This is a genomic window from Nocardia sp. NPDC047038, assembly GCF_040644075.1.
Taxonomy (GTDB): domain Bacteria; phylum Actinomycetota; class Actinomycetes; order Mycobacteriales; family Mycobacteriaceae; genus Nocardia; species Nocardia sichangensis.
This window is the reverse complement of sequence record NZ_JBEYVQ010000003.1, coordinates 95,197-115,934: the sequence shown is the minus strand read 5'-3', so window position 1 is coordinate 115,934 and position 20,738 is coordinate 95,197. Positions and strand designations below refer to the sequence as shown.

24 protein-coding genes, 1 pseudogene and 1 riboswitch are annotated in these 20,738 nt (G+C 69.3%); of the genes and pseudogenes, 13 read left to right on the top strand and 12 right to left on the bottom strand.

Annotated features, from left to right (window positions below; all coding sequences use genetic code 11):
• Positions 1-23 precede the first annotated feature (23 nt).
• The 5 genes and pseudogenes from ABZ824_RS14015 (at position 24) to ABZ824_RS13995 (ending at position 5,621) form a co-directional block, all read left to right on the top strand.
• Positions 24-905: a zinc ABC transporter substrate-binding protein gene (locus ABZ824_RS14015; RefSeq protein ID WP_356963574.1), complete on the top strand. Its 882-nt coding sequence runs from the start codon at positions 24-26 to the stop codon at positions 903-905.
• Between the two features lie 4 nt (positions 906-909).
• Positions 910-1,767, top strand: a pseudogene (locus tag ABZ824_RS14010) (ATP-binding cassette domain-containing protein); the annotation flags it as partial.
• Positions 1,768-2,462: 695 nt separating this feature from the next.
• Positions 2,463-3,332 carry a metal ABC transporter permease gene (locus tag ABZ824_RS14005; protein ID WP_355076743.1) on the top strand — a complete coding sequence of 290 codons (870 nt, stop codon included), beginning with the start codon at positions 2,463-2,465 and terminating at the stop codon, positions 3,330-3,332.
• A 254-nt stretch (positions 3,333-3,586) separates the two neighbouring features.
• Positions 3,587-4,759: an acyl-CoA dehydrogenase family protein gene (locus ABZ824_RS14000; protein WP_356963573.1), complete on the top strand. Its 1,173-nt coding sequence runs from the start codon at positions 3,587-3,589 to the stop codon at positions 4,757-4,759.
• A gap of 55 nt (positions 4,760-4,814) precedes the next feature.
• Complete coding sequence (locus ABZ824_RS13995) at positions 4,815-5,621, top strand: enoyl-CoA hydratase-related protein (protein ID WP_355076739.1); 807 nt, start codon at positions 4,815-4,817, stop codon at positions 5,619-5,621.
• 88 nt (positions 5,622-5,709) lie between these two features.
• Here the strand turns inward: ABZ824_RS13995 and ABZ824_RS13990 are convergent, their stop codons facing one another.
• The 6 genes from ABZ824_RS13990 to carD form a co-directional block, all read right to left on the bottom strand.
• Complete coding sequence (locus tag ABZ824_RS13990) at positions 5,710-5,988, bottom strand: DUF4190 domain-containing protein (RefSeq protein ID WP_356963572.1); 279 nt, start codon at positions 5,986-5,988, stop codon at positions 5,710-5,712.
• A gap of 270 nt (positions 5,989-6,258) precedes the next feature.
• Positions 6,259-7,236 (bottom strand): 23S rRNA (guanosine(2251)-2'-O)-methyltransferase RlmB, encoded by a 978-nt coding sequence (gene rlmB / locus ABZ824_RS13985; protein WP_356963571.1) that lies wholly within the window; start codon positions 7,234-7,236, stop codon positions 6,259-6,261.
• Positions 7,236-8,642 (bottom strand): cysteine--tRNA ligase, encoded by a 1,407-nt coding sequence (gene cysS, locus ABZ824_RS13980; protein WP_356963570.1) that lies wholly within the window; start codon positions 8,640-8,642, stop codon positions 7,236-7,238. The genes rlmB and cysS overlap by 1 nt, the downstream gene beginning before the upstream one ends.
• Positions 8,643-8,706: 64 nt before the next feature.
• Positions 8,707-9,174 (bottom strand): 2-C-methyl-D-erythritol 2,4-cyclodiphosphate synthase, encoded by a 468-nt coding sequence (gene ispF, locus ABZ824_RS13975; protein WP_062968866.1) that lies wholly within the window; start codon positions 9,172-9,174, stop codon positions 8,707-8,709.
• 2 nt (positions 9,175-9,176) lie between these two features.
• A complete protein-coding gene (gene ispD / locus ABZ824_RS13970) occupies positions 9,177-9,902 on the bottom strand; it encodes a 2-C-methyl-D-erythritol 4-phosphate cytidylyltransferase (protein ID WP_356963569.1) in 726 nt (241 codons plus the stop codon).
• 2 nt (positions 9,903-9,904) lie between these two features.
• The gene (gene carD / locus ABZ824_RS13965) at positions 9,905-10,393 is read right to left on the bottom strand and encodes an RNA polymerase-binding transcription factor CarD (protein ID WP_011206964.1); all 489 of its coding nucleotides are present in this window, start codon (positions 10,391-10,393) and stop codon (positions 9,905-9,907) included.
• Positions 10,394-10,826: 433 nt separating this feature from the next.
• Here carD and ABZ824_RS13960 point away from each other — a divergent pair, with 433 nt between their 5' ends.
• The gene (locus tag ABZ824_RS13960; protein ID WP_356963568.1) at positions 10,827-11,549 is read left to right on the top strand and encodes a hypothetical protein; all 723 of its coding nucleotides are present in this window, start codon (positions 10,827-10,829) and stop codon (positions 11,547-11,549) included.
• Between the two features lie 87 nt (positions 11,550-11,636).
• Entirely contained in the window at positions 11,637-13,034 is a 1,398-nt protein-coding gene (gene radA / locus ABZ824_RS13955) for a DNA repair protein RadA (protein ID WP_356963567.1), read from the top strand.
• Between the two features lie 10 nt (positions 13,035-13,044).
• Here the strand turns inward: radA and ABZ824_RS13950 are convergent, their stop codons facing one another.
• Both ABZ824_RS13950 and ABZ824_RS13945 read right to left on the bottom strand, forming a co-directional pair.
• On the bottom strand, positions 13,045-13,692 hold the full coding sequence (locus tag ABZ824_RS13950; RefSeq protein WP_356963566.1) for a hypothetical protein: 648 nt from the start codon (positions 13,690-13,692) through the stop codon (positions 13,045-13,047).
• Positions 13,693-13,816: 124 nt separating this feature from the next.
• Positions 13,817-14,440, bottom strand: coding sequence for a carbonic anhydrase (locus tag ABZ824_RS13945; protein WP_355076724.1), 624 nt, complete (start codon positions 14,438-14,440; stop codon positions 13,817-13,819).
• An 88-nt stretch (positions 14,441-14,528) separates the two neighbouring features.
• Between ABZ824_RS13945 and ABZ824_RS13940 the strand changes: the two genes are divergently transcribed.
• Positions 14,529-15,449: an A/G-specific adenine glycosylase gene (locus tag ABZ824_RS13940; RefSeq protein WP_356963565.1), complete on the top strand. Its 921-nt coding sequence runs from the start codon at positions 14,529-14,531 to the stop codon at positions 15,447-15,449.
• A 21-nt stretch (positions 15,450-15,470) separates the two neighbouring features.
• Here ABZ824_RS13940 and ABZ824_RS13935 read toward each other — a convergent pair whose 3' ends face one another.
• The gene (locus tag ABZ824_RS13935; RefSeq protein ID WP_356963564.1) at positions 15,471-16,217 is read right to left on the bottom strand and encodes an alpha/beta hydrolase; all 747 of its coding nucleotides are present in this window, start codon (positions 16,215-16,217) and stop codon (positions 15,471-15,473) included.
• 58 nt (positions 16,218-16,275) lie between these two features.
• Here ABZ824_RS13935 and mhuD point away from each other — a divergent pair, with 58 nt between their 5' ends.
• From mhuD to ABZ824_RS13915, 4 genes are all read left to right on the top strand, one after another.
• A complete protein-coding gene (gene mhuD / locus ABZ824_RS13930) occupies positions 16,276-16,590 on the top strand; it encodes a mycobilin-forming heme oxygenase MhuD (protein WP_355076719.1) in 315 nt (104 codons plus the stop codon).
• A gap of 80 nt (positions 16,591-16,670) precedes the next feature.
• Positions 16,671-16,823, top strand: a riboswitch (cobalamin riboswitch).
• Positions 16,824-16,852: 29 nt separating this feature from the next.
• Positions 16,853-17,047 carry a CbtB-domain containing protein gene (locus ABZ824_RS13925; protein ID WP_039794710.1) on the top strand — a complete coding sequence of 65 codons (195 nt, stop codon included), beginning with the start codon at positions 16,853-16,855 and terminating at the stop codon, positions 17,045-17,047.
• Entirely contained in the window at positions 17,038-17,844 is an 807-nt protein-coding gene (locus tag ABZ824_RS13920; protein WP_355076718.1) for a CbtA family protein, read from the top strand. Before ABZ824_RS13925 ends, ABZ824_RS13920 begins: the two co-directional genes overlap by 10 nt.
• 35 nt (positions 17,845-17,879) lie before the next feature.
• Complete coding sequence (locus tag ABZ824_RS13915; protein WP_356963563.1) at positions 17,880-18,362, top strand: hypothetical protein; 483 nt, start codon at positions 17,880-17,882, stop codon at positions 18,360-18,362.
• Between the two features lie 61 nt (positions 18,363-18,423).
• Here the strand turns inward: ABZ824_RS13915 and ABZ824_RS13910 are convergent, their stop codons facing one another.
• From ABZ824_RS13910 to ABZ824_RS13900, 3 genes are all read right to left on the bottom strand, one after another.
• Positions 18,424-18,864, bottom strand: a complete 441-nt coding sequence (locus ABZ824_RS13910; RefSeq protein ID WP_355076714.1) for an OsmC family peroxiredoxin — start codon at positions 18,862-18,864, stop codon at positions 18,424-18,426.
• 158 nt (positions 18,865-19,022) lie between these two features.
• Positions 19,023-19,343, bottom strand: coding sequence for a multidrug efflux SMR transporter (locus tag ABZ824_RS13905; RefSeq protein ID WP_356963562.1), 321 nt, complete (start codon positions 19,341-19,343; stop codon positions 19,023-19,025).
• 1 nt (position 19,344) lies between these two features.
• Entirely contained in the window at positions 19,345-19,992 is a 648-nt protein-coding gene (locus tag ABZ824_RS13900; RefSeq protein WP_356963561.1) for an NAD(P)H-dependent oxidoreductase, read from the bottom strand.
• 108 nt (positions 19,993-20,100) lie between these two features.
• On the opposite strand from ABZ824_RS13900, the gene ABZ824_RS13895 reads away from it, so the two are divergent.
• A complete protein-coding gene (locus ABZ824_RS13895) occupies positions 20,101-20,712 on the top strand; it encodes a TetR family transcriptional regulator (protein WP_356963560.1) in 612 nt (203 codons plus the stop codon).
• Positions 20,713-20,738 lie beyond the last annotated feature (26 nt).

Here is a 20,738-nt window from a genome sequence, read left to right as displayed (position 1 = left end):
GAGCACGGCCAGGAGTACCCCACGTGAGAACCCGATTCGCCATCAGTTGCGCAGGTATCGCCGTGGGAGTCGTCTCCGCCCTGACGCTGACCGCCTGCGGCGGCTCCAACGACGACGGGCGCCCGACCGTCGTCGCCTCCACCGACGTCTGGGGCGATATCGCCGCCGCCGTCGCGGGCCCCGACGCCGCCGTCCGGTCGCTGATCACGGATCCGTCCGCCGACCCGCACTCGCACGAGACCTCCGCGGTCGAGTCGGCGGCGCTCAGCGATGCCGACCTCGTGGTCTACAACGGCGGCGGCTACGACCGGTTCGCCGAGAAGGCGGTGGCGGGCACGAACAAGCGCACCGTGGACGCGTTCGCCCTGCGGGCCGATCAGAGCGACGACAACGAGCACGTCTGGTACGACGTGCGCACCGTCGACGTGGTCGCCGACCGGATCGCCGCCCAACTCGGCGAACTGGATCCGGGCAAGGCCGCGGCCTACGCCGAGCGCGCGACGACGTTCAAGAACCGGCTCGCCGCGGTTACCGCCATCACCGGCGCACTCGCCGCCGAGCATCCGAAAACGCCGGTGCTGCAGACCGAGCCTCTCGCGCACTATCTCCTGGTCGCCGCCGGAGCCGACGACCGGACTCCGCACGAGTTCCAGGAAGCCATCGAGCAGGAGACCGACCCGGCCCCCGCGGCCGTCGCGGCGACGCAGGACCTGCTCGCCGGCAAGCGGGTCCGCGCCCTGATCTACAACGTGCAGACCGAGGACAAGATCACCAAAGACCTGCGCGCGACCGCGCGGAGCGCGGGCGTCGCCGTCGTCGAGGTGACCGAGACCCTGCCCGACGGCGTGGATTACATTCAGTGGCAGACGAAGAACGCGCAGGCGCTCGCCGCCGCGCTGGGCTGAGCAGATGAACAAGGGAGCCGCGCTGACCGCACACGCCGACGAGGTGGAACGGCGCTCGACCATCGGTGAATCGGCCGCGGTGCGACTGGAAGCCGCCCGCTTGTCGTTCGGAGACCGAACCCTTTGGGAGGGGCTGGATCTCACTGTCGCGCCGGGTGAATTCGTCGCGGTCCTCGGGCCGAACGGTTCGGGCAAGACCTCGCTGCTGAAGGTGCTGTTGGGCCAGGTCGGCCTGAGTTCGGGCGCGGCTCGGATCGCGGGCTCTCCCGCGCGCACCGGCAATCACGACATCGGCTACATACCGCAACAGAAGACGATCGACGCCGGGGTGCAGTTGCGCGGCGTCGATCTCGTCGGCCTCGGCGTCGACGGGCATCGCTGGGGGCTCGGGCTGCGCTCCCGCGCCGAACGCAGGCGAAAGGTGGCCGCGGCCATCGCCGACGTGGGCGCAGAGCGATTCGCCCACGCGCCACTGGAATCCATGTCCGGCGGGGAACAGCAGCGACTGCGGGTGGCGCAGGCGCTGGTCGGCGATCCGAAGGTGCTGCTGTGCGACGAACCGTTGCTCAGCCTCGACCTGGCGAATCAGCGACTGGTCGCCGAGCTCATCGATCGCCGCAGGCGCACTCACGACACCGCGGTGCTCTTCGTGACGCACGAGATCAACCCGATCCTGCCCCTGGTGAACCGGGTGCTGTACCTGGTCGACGGCAGGTTCCGGATCGGGACGCCGGAAGAGGTGATGACCTCGGCGGTGCTGTCGGAGTTGTACCGCACCCAGGTGGACGTACTACGGGTACGCGGGCGTCTGGTGGTCGTCGGCACCGGCGACACCATGGACGCGCTCGGCACCGCGGGCGGCCACTGCCACGGCCCGGCCGGCGACGAGTTCGCCCACGGCGATTCCGCCGGTAGCCCCGCACCGGACGATGACGCCACCTCGACCACGGGATCCGTCGAAGAGCCGGTCCCCTCAGCACCGACCTCAGCGCATGCCGCCGTCGCCGCTACCTCGACCGACACGGAAACCGGCACACGAACCAGCCGCTCGGCAATCAACGGCAGCGCCCCGGCCGAACGAACACCGGCAGTCCCGACGACCGCCGCCCCGGCTTCAGGCCGATCGCCGACCACCGACGAGGCACGCGTCGCCGCTACCTCGACCGACACGGGAACCGGCACACGAGCCGGCCACGCGGCGACCCGCGGCACCGCTCCGGCCGAACGAACACCGGCAGTCCCGACGACCGCCGTGCGCCCGAACTCGGGCCCACCCTCGACCATCGATGTGACGAGTGGTGGCTCGACGCCGATCGACCCGAAGACCAACGAACCGGCGGTGAGCAGTGCGCCGATGACCGAACCGACATCGAGCGGCCTGGCATCCGCGGTCGACACATCGCCCAGCCCGGCGAACGGCAACGCGGCAACGGGCGACGTGGCGTCCGGACACCCGATCCACGGCAACGGTTCGACGGCGGCCCACGCTTCGGCGGAGCGTGGCCAAGGCGACGGCGACCGTCCGACGGCGGATCCCGAGCAGAGCGGAGTGCGTTCGTGACCGACAAGCTCTCCAGCGTCCTCGGCAAGATGCTCGACTTCGGTACCACGGCGAACCTGCTGTCCTACGGTTTCGTCCAGCAGGCGCTGCTCGCGGCGGCCCTGCTGGGGCTGCTGTCCGGCGTGATCGGTCCGCTGATCATCAGCAGGCAGATGTCGTTCGCAGTGCACGGCACCAGCGAGCTTTCGTTGACCGGAGCCGCCGCCGCGCTGCTGGCCGGTGTCGGCGTCGGTTTGGGGGCCATCGCGGGGTCGGTGGTCGCGGCGGTGTTGTTCGGCCTGCTCGGCGCGCGGGCGCGGGAACGCGATTCGGTGATCGCCGTGGTGCTCTCGTTCGGGCTCGGACTCTCGGTGCTGTTCCTGTGGTTGGGCCCCGATCGCGCGGGATCGAAATTCTCCCTGCTGACCGGCCAAGTGGTCAGCGTCGGCAACAACGGGCTCGGCCTGCTCGCCGTCTGCACCGCCGGAGTGATCGCGGTGCTGGCCTTCGTCTACCGGCCGCTACTGTTCGCCAGTTCCGACCCGGAAGTGGCCGTGGCGCGCGGTGTCCCGGTGCGGGCGCTGTCCATCGTGTTCGCCGTCCTGCTGGGCATCACGGCGGCGTTCGGGGTGCAGATCGTCGGCGCGCTGCTGGTCCTCGCCCTGCTGATCACCCCGGCCGCCGCGGCCGCCCAGCTCACTGCGGACCCGGTTCGAGCGACCGTGCTCGCCGTGGTGTTCGCTGAGATCGCCGCCGTCGGCGGCATCCTGCTGTCGCTCGCGCCTGGCGTCCCCGTCTCGACCTTCGTCACCACGATCTCGTTCCTGATCTACCTCGCCTGCCGCCTGCTCGGCACCCGTGACCGCAGACTCGCGCACGCCCGCTGAAGGCGTCGCGCGCCGGTCTACTGACGCCGCACCGGCATGTCGAGAAGTTCTCGCGATCGACGTCCGGGTGATGGCGGTGACCTCATGGCGAGCGCAACGCCGAGCGGTGCCGCGACCGCCAGGCCAGCGGCTATCAGTGCTGATCAGCGCCTAGCTCGGAAACCGGACCAACTTGATGGCAGCCGCCTTCAGTCGTTGGCGAATGCTTTCGTATGCTCGACTCATCGCGCCCCCCGAACGAATGGTGACCAACGATGATCGACTTCGCGATTCCCGCCGACCTCGCCGCCGAACGCGACCGAGTGCGCCGCTTCGTCATCGACAAGATCGTCCCCTACGAGCGCGACCCGCGCCTGACCACGCACGGGCCGACCGACGAGCTGCGGCAGGAACTCGTCGAACTCGCCCGCGCCGAGAAGCTGCTCACCGTGCAGGCGCCCGAGTCGCTCGGCGGACGCGGACTGACCCACATCGAGCAGGCGGTGATCTACGAGGCGGCAGGCTGGTCCACGCTCGGCCCGGTCGCGATGAACTGCGCGGCGCCCGACGAGGGCAACATGTTCCTGCTGTCCAAGGTGGCCGATCCCGACCAGGTCCAGCGTTACCTGGCCCCCGTGGTCGCGGGCCACCAGCGTTCGGTCTTCGCCATGACCGAGCCCGAGGGGGCCGGCTCCGACCCGGCCCAGCTGGCCACCAGCGCCGCCTTCGACGGCGAGAACTTCACCATCAACGGCCGCAAATGGCTGATCACCGGGGCGAACGGCGCGAAGACCTGGATCATCATGGCCCGCCTCGCCGCCAACCCGCATCTGCCCGAGGGCCCAACGCTGTTCCTGGCCGACGGCGCGGAACCCGGCATCGTCATCGAACGCACGATGAACACGATGGACCGCAACTACGTCGCCGGGCACGGTGTGGTCCGCTTCGACAACCTGACTCTGCCCAGGGAAGCGCTGCTCGGCGAGGCGGGCCAGGCGCTGCGCTACGCCCAGCTCCGGCTCGCCCCGGCCCGCCTGACCCATTGCATGCGGTGGCTCGGCGCGGCCGAACGCGCCCAGAGCATCGCCGTCGAGCACGCGCGCACCCGCACCGCGTTCGGCAAGCCGATCGGCGAACACGAGGGCGTGTCGTTCATGCTCGCCGACAACGAGATCGCCCTGCACCAGTGCAGGCTGACCATCTGGCACGCGTGCTGGCTGATGGACAACGGCGAGAAGGCACGGCACGAGAGTTCGATCGCCAAATCGTTCGTGTCCGAGGAGTTGTTCAAGGTCGCCGACCGCTGCGTGCAGGTGCTCGGCGGCATCGGCATCAGCGACGAGACAGTCGTCGAGATGATCTTCCGGGACATGCGCGCCTTCCGCCTCTACGACGGGCCCACCGAGGTGCACAAGTACGCCATCGGGCGCAAGGTGCTGCGCGGATAGCCGAGGACTTTCGGCCCCGGGTCAGCTGCGCGCGCGTCGGCTAACATCCTGTGGCATGAGTTCGGAACTGCACGTCGACGTCTCCCGGGGCGTCGCCGTGCTCACGCTCAACCGGCCCGCCCAGCAGAATGCCTTCACTCCCACGATGGCCGCCGAGTTGGGCGCCGCGTTGCAGCGCTGCGATTCGGAAGACGCCATCCGTGCCGTGATCATCACCGGCACCCCGCCCGCGTTCTGCGCGGGCGCGGACCTGTCCAATCGGGTGGGCGAGGTCAGCGCCACCATCGATCCGCCGCCGTGGCGGGTGCGTAAACCGGTTATCGCGGCCGTCAACGGCCACGCGGTCGGCATCGGCTTGGCCCTGGCCTTGCAGTGCGATCTGCGGTACATGGCACGCGACGCGGTGTACGGGCTGAATCAGGTCCGCCGCGGCGTGCTGGCCGACGGCTACGCGCACTGGACGCTACCCAGGCTGGTCGGCATGGCCAACGCCGCCGACATCATGCTGACGGGGCGCACCTTCGACGGCGACGAGGCGAAGGCGATGGGCGTGGCCAACAGCTCGCTGCCCGCGGGCGAGGTGCTACCGACGGCGCTGGCCGTCGCGCACGACATCGCGAACGGCTCGGCGCCACTACCGGTGGCACTGTCCAAGCGGCTGCTCTGGGAGGGGCTCGGGATGAACCCGGCCATGGTCGGTCAACTGGAAACCGATCTCAACCAGCACGCGACCAAGAGCATCGACGGCGGCGAGGCCATGGCCGCGTTCCGGGATCGCAGGCAGCCCAGCTGGTCGGGCAGCGTCAGCACGGAATGGCCCGCCTGGGACACCGCCGGGCGCGAACGGCCCAGTCTGGACTAGGCGGCTCGCCCGGCTGAGTGCGATGCCGCGAATGTCACCGCCCGGCGGTAGCGCCCCTCCGCCCCACGCGGGACTCGGTCAGCGCCGCTCAAGCATTGCCGCCGAGCACGATGAACAGGAACAGCAGCGCGAAGACGATCATCAGGACGGTGCCGATGACGCCGAGGACGTAGCCGACCAGCACCTGGGCGCGACCACCGTACGCGCCGCCGGATTCCTCGATCTGGTCGAGCGCGCGCCGTCCCAGCGCCCACGCCACCGGCCCCAGCACTCCGCAGCAGAGGACGCTCGCCGCGCCGAGAAACAACACCGCCGTCGCATTCGGATGCTCGACCGGCGCGCCAATGGGCTGATTGGGTATCACCACCAGCCGAATTCTACTGGGCTCCTCGGCGTCTCCGGGTTTTTAGGCCGTATGGGTCGGGAGCCGCGAGATTTGCAAGCAGGTCCTGCGTTCGGTGGTACCCGGGTTCTGGGCGTGCCCGGTGAGTTACCCATGTTCTTGCGAGATCAGTTGTCGCGCTCCGGTTTTCTTAGTGAATTACGAACCCGCCCGCAGGCCGAAGACGTCCCGGCACGGCGTGGGATACCCGGAGCCCGGCAAGCGGCGCAACGGGAGTCCAGGGCGGGAACGTGCTCAGGCCCGACGTTGGCGGGCGACTTCGGACAGCACCACACCGGCGGCGACCGACGCGTTCAACGATTCCACCGGGCCCGCCATCGGAATCGACAAGATCGAGTCACAAGACTCCCGCACCAGGCGGGACAGTCCTTTGCCCTCCGAGCCGACCACGATCACGGTCGGCTCGCGACCGTCGAAATCGTCCAGCGTGGTATCGCCACCAGCGTCCAAGCCGACGACCTGAATGCCCTGAGCCGCCCAATCCTTCAGCGTGCGAGTGAGATTGGTCGCGCGGGCGACCGGAAGCCGAGCGGCGGCGCCCGCGCTGGTGCGCCAGGCCACCGCGGTCACGCTCGCGCTGCGTCGCTGCGGGATCAGGACGCCGTGGCCACCGAAAGCCGCCACGGAACGCACCACCGCACCCAGATTGCGCGGATCGGAGATGTTGTCCAGCGCCACCAGCAACGCGGGCTCGGCGGCGTTGCGCACCCGGTCGAGCAGATCGTCCGGGTGGGCGTAGCGATACGGCGGCACTTGGAGCGCCACACCCTGGTGCAAACCGTTGGCGCTCAACCGATCCAAGTCGGTGCGCGGCACCTCCAGGATGGAGATACCGGTGTCGGCGGCCAGCCGCACGCTCTCGGTCAGCCGGTCGTCGTTCTCGGTACCGACCGCGACGTACAGTGCCGTCGCGGGCACGCCGGCACGCAAGCACTCGACCACCGGGTTGCGCCCGAGCACCAACTCCGGCCCGTCCTCGGTCTTGCGTCCGGCGGGCCGTGCCGCCGCGCCACGAGCGGACGGACGGCCCTGCGCGGCTTTGGTTTTCGCGGCCGCGCGCTTGGCGGCGGGATGCTTGGTGCGCATCTCCGCGGGCGGGGTGGCGCCACGCCCCTCCAGTCCGCGCCTGCGCTTGCCGCCGGAGCCGACCACGGCGCCCTTCTTGCTGCCGCTCTTGCGGACCGCGCCGCGGCGCTGCGAATTGCCTGCCATCACTTGGCCTTTCCGGGTTGCGGCGCACCGAGCGCCCATTCGGGACCGCCGGCCGTGTCGGTGACCTCGATCCCCGCGGACTGCAGACGATCGCGCACGGCGTCGGCGGCCGCCCAGTCCTTCGCGGCCCGCGCCTCCTGACGGCGGTCGAGTTCCGCACGCACCAGCACGTCCAGCGCGCCGAGCGCGGCCGAGGAATCGCTCGGTGTGTACCAGTGCGGATCGAGCGGGTCGACACCGAGAATGGCGAGCATGGCACGCACCTGGCTCGCCAGGTCGCGCGCGGAGTCGATCGCGCCGACCTCCAGCGCCTTGTTGCCCTCGTGCACCGCGCGATGGATCTCCGCCAGCGCCTTCGGCACCGCGAGATCGTCGTCGAGTGCGGCGGCGAACGCGTCGGTCCACTTGCCCACCGGGATCTCACCGGCCCGGTCCACCACCCGGTTCACGAACGCCTCGATGCGCTGATAGGACTGCGCCGCGTCGTGCAGCGCCTTGTCCGAGTACTCCAGCATCGAGCGGTAGTGCGCGCTACCCAGGTAGAACCGCAGTTCGACGGCCCGCACCTGCTTCAGCACGTTCGGCACGGAGAGCACGTTGCCCAGCGACTTGGACATCTTCTCCCCGCCCATGGTCACCCAGCCGTTGTGCAGCCAGTACCTGGCGAAGCCGTCACCGGCGCCCTTCGACTGGGCGATCTCGTTCTCATGGTGCGGGAACACCAGATCCATTCCGCCGCAATGGATGTCGAATTCCGCACCGAGATAGAACTCGGCCATCGCGGAGCACTCCAGGTGCCAGCCGGGGCGGCCGGGGCCCCACGGGGACGGCCAGGTCGGCTCGCCCGGCTTGGCCGCCTTCCACAAGGTGAAGTCACGCGGATCGCGTTTGCCTTCGCCCGCGCTCTCGCCTTGATGCACGTCGTCGAGCTTGTGGCCGGACAGCTTGCCGTAATCGGGGTAACTGACCACGTCGAAGTAGACGTTGCCCTCGGAAGCGTAGGCGTGACCGCGATCGATCAGCCGCTGCATCATCTCGACCATCTGCGTGATGTGGCCGGTGGCCCTGGGCTCCGCGGACGGCGGCAGCACACCGAGCCGTTCGTAGGCGCGATCGAAGGCGCGCTCGTGCGTGGCGGCCCACTCCCACCACGGCCTGCCCGCCTCGGCGGCCTTGGTGAGGATCTTGTCCTCGATATCGGTGACGTTGCGGATGAAGAAGACGTCGATGTCATGCGCGAGCAACCAGCGTCGCAGCACGTCGAACGCGACTCCGCTACGCACATGGCCGATGTGCGGCTCGCCCTGCACGGTAGCGCCACAGAGGTACACCGAAGCACGGCCGGGGACCAAGGGCGCGAAATCGCGCACGGTCCGCGTGTCGGTGTCAAAGAGGCGCAGCGTCACGGCAGTCGATCCTAGCTGGTGTATAAGGTCGTTCACGGACCGGCTCGGGTCCGTCGGAGCTGGATCAACGACAGGCTTGCAGCAAGGCCGTCGCCACGGCGGCGACGCCCTCGCCGCGACCGGTCAAGCCGAGCCCGTCGGTGGTGGTGCCGGACACCGAGACCGGGGCGTCGAGCAGCTCGCCGAGTACCTGTTGCGCCTCGGCGCGCCGAGGCCCGATCTTGGGGCGATTGCCGATCACCTGCACCGCGGCGTTGACCACCTCGAAGCCCGCCTCGTCCAGCAGGCGGCGCACTTCCTTCAGCATGGCCGCGCCGGAGACGCCCGCCCATTCGGGGCGTCCGGTGCCGAATACCGCGCCGACATCGCCGAGACCCGCCGCGGACAGCAGCGCGTCGCAGAGGGCGTGCGCGGCGACGTCGCCGTCCGAGTGGCCCGCGCAGCCGTCGTCGCCGTCGAACAGAAGACCGGCCATCCAGCAGGGCCTGCCCGCTTCGATCGGATGGACGTCGCTGCCGATGCCGACGCGCATGGTCACGGCGTCACCGCCCGTCCGATGCCCGCGCCGTCGAGCACCGCGTCGGCGAGCCGGAGGTCGAGTGGAGTGGTGATCTTGAAGGCGAGCGGATCGCCGGGAATGGTGTGGACCGCGACGCCCAGCCGCTCGACCAGGCCCGCGTCATCGGTCGCCTGGATGCCCTCGGGCGCGTAGGCGGAGCGCAGCAAGTCGGCCGCGAAACCCTGCGGCGTCTGGATCGCGCGCAACCGGGCGCGGTCGGGCGTGCCGGTCACCGCGCCGACCGCGTCGACGGACTTGATGGTGTCGGCCACCGGGAGCCCGGGGACCACGGCGGGACGGCCCGCCCGCAGTTCCGCCGCGACCCGGGCGATGAGCTCGGGCGGCGTGAGCGCTCGGGCGGCGTCGTGCACCAGAAAGTAGGCGGCGTCGGGCGCCGCGGCGATACCCGCCCGCACCGAGTCGATGCGTTCGGCGCCGCCGACGACCACCTGGACCGAATTCGTGGGCGGCAGCAGGGCAACGGCGCTGTCGACGAGTTCGGCGGGAACCATCACGATGATCCGCTCGACCGCGCCGGAGGCGATCAAGCCTTCGACGGCGAGCCGGACCATGGGTGTGCCGCCGACCGGGACGAACGCCTTGGGTGCGGATTCACCCAGACGCACGCCACGACCGGCGGCAGGCACCAGAGCAACGACGGGTCCGTCGGCGGAACGGACACCGTTGTCAGGTGTGTTCACGGTCAGGAAGCCGCTGCGAGGACCTCATCGAGCAGGGTCTCAGCCTTGCCGTCATCGGTGCCTTCGGCCAGCGCGAGCTCACCGACAAGAATCTGCCGAGCCTTGGCGAGCATGCGCTTCTCACCCGCGGACAGGCCGCGGTCCTGTTCCCGGCGCCACAGATCGCGGACGACCTCGGCCACCTTGTTCACATCGCCGGAAGCGAGCTTCTCGAGGTTGGCCTTGTAGCGGCGGGACCAGTTGGTCGGCTCCTCCGTATGCGGCGCGCGAAGCACCTGGAAGACCCGATCGAGACCCTCCTGACCCACGACGTCACGCACGCCGACGTATTCGGCGTTCTCCGCGGGAACCCGAACAGTGAGATCGCCTTGGGCGACCTTCAGGACCAGATACTCTTTTTGCTCACCCTTTATGGTGCGAGTCTCGATTGCTTCGATCAGCGCCGCTCCGTGGTGGGGGTAAACGACGGTGTCTCCGACCTTAAAAATCATGTGTCCCGTGCCCCTTTCGATGTTCACAGTTTAACATGCGACTCGATAACGGCGCGATCAACTGTGCAGGTCAGGGCCACAACGAGGCAACCGTGGGGCTTGACAGATGCCAGGCTGTGTGCATTACGTTGTGCCAGAACGGGTTATCTCCCGGCTGGAGTCGGCGCCGCTCGCCGCCCACGCGCCGGCACCTTCGTGGCAACCTCCGAAGTTCGATCGAACCGTTATCGACACGCCGGGTGTCGGCGCGGACGCCCCCGTGGCCCCGTCGCATGCGCCCGGGCCGAACCCCGAGTTCGACCCGGCCCCCGCGCCCGGGCTCTCGAGGGAACTACTACGCTGCCTAGTTACTACGCTCCCGCGTTACTACGCTCCCGCGCGGAGCCAGAGCCCGGTCGACATGGAGGGACAACCCGTGACTGCCCTGAAAGCTGTGACCGCCCCGAAGGGGGCGCGACGTCGCATGGTGACGGTTGCCGCACTCGCCGCCGGAGCGGCGATCGCGCTGTCCGGCTGCGGCGCGGGCCAGATCGCGCAGACCGCCGAACAGGTCGCCGCCGTGAACGGCAACCACGCCGACGTGGGCCGCATCGCGCTGCGCAACGTGCACATCGTGTACCCGTCCGAGGGCACCGCGTACAACAACGCCAAGGGCGGCAAGGCGCTCATCGCGCTGTCCATCATCAACAACGGCGAGTCCGTCCCCGACGAGCTGACCAGCATCACGACCGACCTCGGCACCGTCAAGATCACCCCCGCCTCCGGCAAGTCGGTCGTCGAACTCGCCCCGCAGCAGACCGTCGTCGCGGCGAGCCAGCCGGTCAAGCGCGAGGCCGCGTCGACCACCACCAGCGCCGCGCCGACCACGAGCGCCGGTGCGCCCACCTCAGCGCCGCGCTCCGCCGCGCCGACCACCACCGCCGAGTCGCACGGCTCCCCGGCCGCCGCCGAGGACCCGGAGGCCAACCCGATCCTGATCGAGATCACCGGCCTGACCAAGGACATCGCCCCCGGCCTGACCTACAACGTCTCGTTCAACTTCAAGCAGAACGGCACCGTCCAGGTCCAGGTCCCGGTCGACGCGGGCCAGCACACCGAGCGCCACGAGTCCGACAAGTCGGGCCCGGCCGAAGCCGAGCACACCGGCGGTCACTGAGGCTGTGTCTGATTCGCAGCGCCTGCGGTACTCGTTCGCAGGCGCTGGAAATCAAACACTGTCGGCCCTGGTGCGTATGGTGCCGGTGTGGCAAAGACCAAGCCGACCTTCCGCTGCTCCGCCTGTTCGCATGAAGTCGCCAAATGGGTGGGCAAGTGCCCCGAATGCGGGGCTTGGGGCACCGTCGACGAAGTAGTCGCCGCGGCGGGTGCGGTCGGGTCTCCTGGGCGCAAGGCGATGTTGCCGAGCACCGCGGCCGCGCCGATTTCGCAGATCGATTCCAAGGTCACCAGAGCGCGGCCGACGGGCGTCACCGAGTTGGACCGCGTGCTCGGCGGCGGGGTGGTGCCGGGATCGGTGGTGTTGCTGTCCGGCGAGCCGGGGGTGGGCAAGTCGACGCTGCTGCTCGAGGTGGCGCATCGCTGGGCGGCTCAGCGCGACGAGAAGTCGCTGTACGTCACCGCCGAGGAGTCGGCGGGGCAGGTCCGGCTGCGGGCCGATCGCACCGGCGCGGTGCACGACCGGGTCTATCTGGCGGCGGAATCGGACCTGTCGATCGTGCTGGGACACGTCGAGCAGGTGCGGCCGACGCTTCTGGTGGTCGACTCGGTGCAGACCATGCTCGCCCCGGAGGTGGACGGCGTGATCGGCGGCGTCACCCAGGTGCGCGAGGTGACCGCCGCGCTGACCTCGCTGGCCAAGGCGAGCGGGATCGCGGTGCTGCTGGTCGGGCACGTCACCAAGGACGGCAACGTCGCGGGCCCGCGCACGCTCGAGCACCTGGTCGACGTGGTCCTCCAGTTCGAAGGCGACAAGAACTCCACGCTGCGCATGGTGCGCGGCATCAAGAACCGCTTCGGCAGCGCCGACGAGGTGGGCTGCTTCGAGCTGCACGAGGACGGCATCGCCTGTGTCGACGACCCGTCCGGCCTGTTCCTGCACCATCGAACGGATTCCGTGCCGGGCACGGCGGTGACCGTCGCGATGGACGGCAAGCGTCCACTGGTCGGCGAGGTGCAGGGCCTTACGGTGAAGACCGAGATTCCGCAGCCGCGCCGCGCGGTGAGCGGTCTGGACTACAACCGCGTCGCCATGGTGCTGGCCGTCCTGCAGAGCCGCGGCCGGGTGTTCCTCGGCAAGAGCGACGTCTACGCCGCGACGGTCGGCGGCATGCGCCTGGTCGAGCCGTCCGCCGACCTGGCCATCGCGCTCGCCATCGCCAGCGCCGAGTCCGACGTCCCGATCCCCCCGGGCTGGGTGATCCTCGGTGAGGTCGGACTCGCCGGTGAGGTCCGCAAGGTAACCGGCCTCAACCGCAGACTGGCCGAAGCCGAACGCCTCGGCTTCACCACCGCCCTGGTACCCCCCGGCCTCTCCCCGGTGAAAAGCACCATGAAGATTCACGAGGTCACCGACCTCCGCTCCGCCATCCGCATAGCGGGCCTGCGCAAACTACGCGCCGCCCCTGAGGAGGCCGCCAGCTGACCTACCCTCTTCAAGCGATGTTGAACGGCTCGGCCATGCTGCGTACCGAACCCAATTGCGCGACAACGCTGTACGCACCCGGTGGGACTTGGACGCGTTCGCCCGCGCAGTTGGGCTGGGATGTGGTGCCCGACCAGGTCACCGTGAACGCGGCCTGCTCGCCGCGGCTCATCGTGCGGACGTCGGGCTGGCCGTCCGGGTAGCAGTCGGTGCTCGACCACAGGCGCCGCTGGCCGTCGAGCGTGTGCACCGACACCTGTTGCAGACCGGAACCCATATCGCGGGTGCAGGCCATCGCCGAGATGTTGGTGATGACGATCCCGAACACCGGCTGCTCGCCCGTCTTGTAGGTGGGCTGCTCGACGGTCACCTTGATCGCCAGCGATTGGTCCGGGCACGGCCCTGCCGCGACGCTGGTTGCCGCCGCGGAGGACTTCGGCGCGCCGGACTCGCCCGACGGCTTGGCCGCCGCGTCGGCGGACTTGGTCACGACCGAGCTGGTCCCGGCGGCCGCGGTGTCACCGGGCGAGTCGCCGCCACGCGCGACCGCGAGCACGACCCAGATCACCAGCGCCAGGGCCACCACCAGGATCCCGATGGCGAACACGCGTCGACGCCAGTAGATCTCCGGTGGCAGCGGTCCATTCGGTTCCAGCACGCCTCAACGGTAAGGGCACCATCGGGCGCATCGTCTCAGGGGCACGGCGTGTCGGCCGCCCGCACCCGCGGGCGACGAGTACATTCCGCCGGCACGCTGGGGCGATGGCGGGCGCGCGGCAGCCTCAGACCACCTCGCCGATGTTGCCGACAACCCGGTGCAACTGCACTTTGCCCTCGGCCAGTTTGTAGGTCACGCAGGCGATGGCGCACTCACCGGTCGCGACCCGCTGCGAGATGATCATCGACCGCTGCATGAGCAGGCGGCTGGTCTCCACAACGTGCCTGGCCTCCATCTCGTCGACGGTGGACAGGCCTTCGCGCCGTCCGACCAGAATGGACGGCGCGACCCGCTCGACCACGCTGCGAATGAATCCGCCTGGCACCTCGCCGCCGTCGAGCGCGTCGATGGTGGCCTTCACGGCTCCGCAGCTGTCGTGCCCGAGCACTACGATGAGCGGCACGTTGAGCACCTGCACCCCGTACTCGATCGAGCCGAGCACCGAGCTGTCGACCACATGGCCCGCGGTACGCACCACGAACATGTCGCCGAGGCCCTGGTCGAAGATCAATTCGGCGGCGACCCTGGAGTCACCGCAACCGAACAGGATCGCGTGCGGGTGCTGGCCGCTGACGAGTTTGGCCCGGTCTGCGGCGCCCTGGCTAGGATGCAGCAGCGCACCGCTGACGAAGCGCTCGTTGCCTTCGCGCAGGGACTTCCAGGCACTGATCGGGTTGGAATCCGGCATACCGACCATTGTGCAGGACAGTTACGGTTACCAGCGAGTTCGGCCGGTTACAGGCGGGCAAATACCGTCTGGCGGCAGTAGTACGGGGATGGTGAGGACAGTGCGGAACGGCGCACCGAACGGCATCGACGCCGACACGTTGCTGGACTGGTACGAGGAGACCGCCCGGGATCTGCCGTGGCGCCGCCCCGGCGTCACCGCGTGGCAGATCCTGATGAGCGAGATCATGCTTCAGCAAACGCCCGTGGTCCGGGTCGAGCCGATCTGGCGGGAATGGGTGGCGCGCTGGCCGGTCCCTTCGGCGATGGCCGCCTCGTCGCAGGCGGAAGTGCTGCGTGCCTGGGGCAAGCTCGGGTACCCGCGCCGTGCGCTGCGGCTGCACGAGTGCGCGAGGGTGCTGGCGAGCGAGCACGGCGACGAGGTGCCCGCCGACGTGGAGGTACTGCTCGGGCTACCGGGCATCGGCGCGTACACCGCGCGCGCCGTCGCCTGTTTCGCCTACGGACAACGCGTTCCGGTGGTGGACACGAACGTCCGCCGGGTGGTTGCCAGGGCGGTGCACGGGCGCGCGGAAGCGGGCAACCCGTCGTCGCGCGATCTCCCCGAGACCGAGGCGCTGCTGCCGCTGCGGATCGATCGCGCGGCGGTGTTCTCCGCCGCCCTCATGGAACTGGGTGCGACCGTGTGCACCGCCCGCACCCCCGATTGCTCGCGCTGCCCGCTGCCGAGCTGCGCGTGGGTCACCGCCGGGCGACCGGTGAGCGAAGTGGTCCGCCGCACGCAGAAGTACGAGGGCACCGATCGCCAAGCGCGCGGTCGGCTGTTGGACGTGCTGCGCGCCGCGAGCGGCCCGGTGGAGCGGGTGCGCCTGGATCTGGCCTGGACTCGCGACCCGGGCCAGCGCGACCGCGCGTTGGACTCGCTGCTGGTGGACGGACTGATCGAACAAACACCCGGCGGGTTGTTCGCACTGGCGGGCGAGGGCGGGACTCCTGGGGCCGACAGCTGAACGCCGAGATGGACTCCTGCCCTAGCTGCCAAGGACTCGCCGCAGGAAGCGCTCGACCTCCGCTCGGTAGCGCTCCGGTTGGTCGTCGTGCACGAGGTGTCCCGCGCCGGGCACCAAGACATAGTCGGCGCCCGGATGGGCGGCGGCCATCTGCCGCATCTGCCCCGGCGGTGTGATGCTGTGCTCGCCCTCCAGCAGCAGGGCGGGCACTCGCACCGCATGCCAGTGCTGCCAGAAATCCCGCGTCCCCCACTCCTCGGAGATATCGCGGAAAGTGGTGACCGACCCGTGCAGCCGGTATCCCTCCGGCCCGCGTTCGAAAGAGTTCAGGAAATATCGCCCGGCGACCGGCCCGAAGAAGGACAGTACGGCTTCGTCGTCGGGGAATGGCTGCGGCCAGGCCTCGATCATCGCCGCCCAGTGCGTCGCGGTGCGGCCGGTGAAATCCGGCGCGATGTCCTCGATCACCAGCGCCCGCACCCGGTCGGGGTGAGTCGCCGCGAACACCCAGCCGTGCAGCGCACCCATCGAATGCCCGATCACCACCATCGGTTCCGCGATCGCGGCGGTGCCCGCGGCGAGGTCCGCGATGAAGGCCTCGGTCGTCAGTTCCTCGGGTGCGGGCCTGCCGTGCCCGGCGGCGTCGAAGGTGTAGACGTGGCCGTGCTCGCGCAGCCAGTCCAGCTGATCGCGCCAGGTGCGCGCGCTGCCCATCAGGCCGTGCAATAGCAGGATCGGCGCGCCTGCTCCGCCTTCGTCGTGCAACATCGGTTCGACAATACGAGGCACCGAGCATCTGCTCGGCATCAGCCGCTAGCTTGGACACATGGCTGTTGTGAAGATCAACGCGATCGAGGTTCCCGAGGGCGCGGGCCCCGAGCTGGAGAAGCGGTTCGCCCACCGTGCGCACGCGGTCGAGAACTCCCCCGGCTTCCTCGGCTTCCAGCTGCTGCGCCCGGTGGCCGGAGAGAAGCGGTATTTCGTGGTCACCCAATGGGATTCGGAAGAGTCCTTCGCGGCCTGGCGGGACGGACCTGCGCGCGAGGCGCACGCGGGCGAGCGGCAGAAGCCGGTCTCGACGGGTGCGTCGCTGCTCGAGTTCGAGGTCGTGCTCGACGTGGACGCGAAGCCCGCCGACTGAGTCCGAGGCCCACCGCCGGGCAGGCCCGCCTGCCCGGCGACTCGCCCGACGCCGTGGTACGCCCGTGCCGGACCCGGTTGACGCCGGGGGTGTGCGGGTGTCACAGTTCGAAGGACAAACGCGAGGGTGACGCGGTAATTCCGGTGCGATTCCGGAGCGGTCGCGCCACTGTGTTCCACGCACCGAGTCCGGTGCCGGAAAGCCAGACACCGGCACCGTCGCGCCACCACCCTACGGGACGCGTATCCCAAGGAGGACTCGAATGGCCATCGCGCATTCACCCAGCCGGGCAACCGATTCCCTGGCCACCGTGCTCGTCACGGTCGGTGTCGTTCTTCTCGCACTGCTCACGCTGTACCTGGTCGGTTTCGACCAGGGCGTCATCTCGCGCAGCGGGATGTATCTGCATGAGCTGATGCACGACGGACGCCACCTGCTGGGGCTTCCGTGCCACTGATCGGTTCACTCCGAACACTGCTGTTGCGCGGCCTGCTGGCCGGTCTGATCGCCGGGCTGCTGGCCGCCACAGTCGGTTATTTCGTCGGCGAACCCAAGGTGGAAGCGGCCATCGCCATCGAGGAAGCGCACAGCGAACACGCCGGAGCCGCTGACGGGCACTCTCACGGCGAGCACGCCGAATCTCCTGGCGGGCATTCCCACGGTGACGAGGAAGAACCGCTGGTGAGCCGCGGCGGCCAGAAGTTCGGACAGTTTCTCGCCCTGGGGTTGGCCGGTCTCGCTCTCGGCGCCATCTACGCCTCGGTCGCGCATTTCGCGCGGCGCCACACCACGCTGTCCGGGCCGCGGCTCGCGCTGACGCTCGGTGTGGCCGGTTGGGCCGCGATCGTCGCGGTGCCTTTCTTCAAGTACCCGGCCAACCCACCGGCGGTGGGCGACCCGGACACCATCAACGAACGCACCCTGCTGTGGGTGGCGGCCGTCGTGCTCGGCATCGTGGCGGTCGGTGCGGCGGTGGCGGCGTTCACCGCGCTGCGCGCGCAATTGCCCACTTTCCGGCTGATCGGTGGCGTCGCCGCGTTCGTACTGGTCACCACCCTCGGCTACGTCCTGCTGCCCGGCGTGAACGAGGTGAGCGCGGATTTCCCGGCCACCCTGCTGTGGCAGTTCCGGGTGGCGTCGCTGGCCGAGACCGCGACCCTGTGGGCCTGCCTTGCTCTCGGTTTCGCGGCGCTCACCGAGTTCGCGACGCGTACCGATACCCGGGTACCGGTAGCCGCCGCTACCGGGGAGTGATTCGCGTCCGGAAACATTCAGGCAGTGTCGGTCCCATGACCGGCACTGCCTTTTCCGTCTGGCCCGCTTCGCCGCGTGTCCACCCGGGTGGACCGCCGCACGCCGTCCGCGTCGCGTTCGTCGCGCTGGTCGTCGCGTTGGTCGCGGGTGGCGCCGAGGCGATCACGCGAGCCGTCCGCGCGTTGTCGACTGCCGACCCGGCGAGCCTCGCGACGGGGTTGGGGTTCCGTGCGGCGCTCTACCTTCTGGTGCTGGCCGTCGCGGTGCGCATGACCTACGGCGACCGCTGGGCCCGCCTGCTGATCACCGTCGGCATCGGCGTGTTCGGCCTGCTGTCCCTGATCATCGAGCCGCTGGCCGCGGCCATGTCCGCGAACCAATTGCGCGATCTGGTCCGGGACGCCGCACCCGCGTCCTTGCTACTCGCGACGTTCCGCACCGTGCACGTCACAGCCGTGCTGATCGCCATCCCGGCTCTCTACACCCGCCACGCCCGGCGCTACTTCCGCAAACGCTGACTGCCCCCAACGGTTTCGTGCCCCGCACCTGTCCCGGTGCGGGGCACGAAGCCTGCGCGGACTACGCGAGTGCGGCGTCGAGGGTGATGTGGTCGACGCCGGCGAGGGCCTTGCTGACGGGGCAGCCCGCCTTGGCGGCTTCGGCGGCGGCCTGGAAGGCGTCGGCGTCGATGCCGGAGACGCGACCGCGAACGGTCAGCTTGATCCCGGTGATCCTAAAGCCGCCCGCCGGATCGGGGCCGAGGGTCACGTCGGCGGTGACGTCCAGGCTGTCCGGGGTGCCGCCCGCGTTGCCGATCTGCGCCGACAGCGCCATCGCGTAGCACGAGGAGTGCGCGGCCGCGATCAGTTCCTCCGGGCTGGTGGTGCCGTCGGCCTCCTCGGCGGAGCGCTTGGGGAACGACACGTCGTACTTACCGACCCCCGAACTGGCCAGTTCGACCTGGCCCGAACCCTCCTGCAGGGTGCCGGTCCAGGCGGTACGCGCGGTACGTGTGGGCATCACGGTCCTTTCGCCGATGATCGTTTCACGATTCAGCACGAACCTACCCCGGCCGATTCGTCCCGGCCCACCTGTTCGCCGATCGGGTTCGCCCGATGTCCCGGGCACGCGCGCCGCGCGGTAAAGCAGCGGCGCGCCAAACGAATCCGCGCGGAGTTCTACTCCGGATTCGTGATCCTCGCCAGCACGATGCCGCCGAGGATCAACGCCAGGGCCAGCAAGCGCCCCGCACCGAGCGGGTCCTTGTGGATGACGATGCCGAGGGTGATCGCGCCGAGCGCGCCGATGCCGGTGAACACGGCGTAGGCGGTGCCCACCGGCAACGTCTGCATGGCGCGCGACAGCAGATACACGGCGGTGACGCCGAGAACGAAGCAGATCAGGGTCGGGACGAGCCTGGTGAAGTTCTCGGTCGGTTTGATGCTCTGCGACCAGACGATTTCCACCACTCCGGCGGCGGCGAGGACTACCCAGTTCACGTCAGTGCTCCCCGGCCAGAGCGCGCGCGGCGGCCAGAGCGCGGACGTAGGACGTGTCGTGCTCGGCACGCAGGTGTGCCAGCGCTGGGTCCTGGCGGGAATTGGCTAGCTCCGCGTGCACGAAAACGGTGTCGGAAACCGCGAAATGGCCCGCGAAGAAGTCGCGCAGGAAGCGCTCTTGATAGTCGTAGGCCGCTTTCGGAGCGCCGGGCGAGTAGGCGCCGCCGCGTGCGCTGGTCACGACGAACTTTCGGTGGCCGAGCGACATTCGCGGAAATGTCACCTGGTCCAGCCAGGCCTTGAGCGAAGCCGGAATCGAGTAGTTGTACATCGGGGTGCCGATCAGGATCACATCCGCCGCAAGCAACTCGGCCAGCAGGGGCTCGACGATCTCCCACGCGGCGGCATGTTCGGGAGTGCGCACCAATTCACCGATACGTTCGACATCCGTGTTCGGCAGGGTGAGCACAGCGTCGCACAGCTGAGTCCACCCCTCCCCGATGAACGGCACCGGCTCGGCCGCGAGGTCACGGTAGTGGTAGCCGCCGTCCGGATGCCGTGCGCGCCACGCGTCCGCGAAGGCGGCGCTCAATTCCCGGCTGATCGACCGTCGCCGGGCGCTGGCATCCAGATGCAACAAGGTTCTCATGACCGACCTCCGATTAAGTGGACATAGCGTCCGATTCCTCCTGGATCGACGATACGGTGAATGTGGACATATTGTCCACTTATCGCCGAATCGGCTACAGTCACGGACATGGAACCCCGATCCGACCTGCTCGCCGGTCACGGGCCGGGCCGGTCGGCGACCCCGCCGGAACGCGCGGACGCCGCACGCAACCGGGCCAAAGTGCTCGCCGCCGCCGCGGAGTTGTTCGCCGCCCGAGATCCCCGCACGGTGACGATGGACGACATCGCGAAGGCCGCCCGCGTCGGCCGAGGCACCCTCTACCGGCGTTATCCGGACACCAACTCGGTGGCGGTGGCCCTGCTGGACGAACACGAACGAGCGTTGCAAGAGAAACTGCTTTCCGGTCCTCCGCCGCTCGGCCCCGGAGCTCCCCCCGCACAGCGGCTGGCCGCGTTCTACGCCGCGATGGTCGAATTGCTCGACACACACGCGCATCTGGTGCTGGGCGCCGAGATCGGCGGCGCACGCTTCACGACCGGTGCTTACGGCTTCTGGTACGCGCATGTACGAGGACTGCTGGTCGCGGCGGGCATGCACGAACCGGACGCATTGGTCGACCCGCTGCTCGCGCCGCTGGCAGCGGAGGTCTACCGGCAACAACGTGAGCGCGGCTTGACCTCCGGACAGATCGCCCACGCGCTGCGGATGATCGCCGAAACCGTTCTCGGTCCAGGGTGATTCCACGAAAACGAAACCGGCGGTGG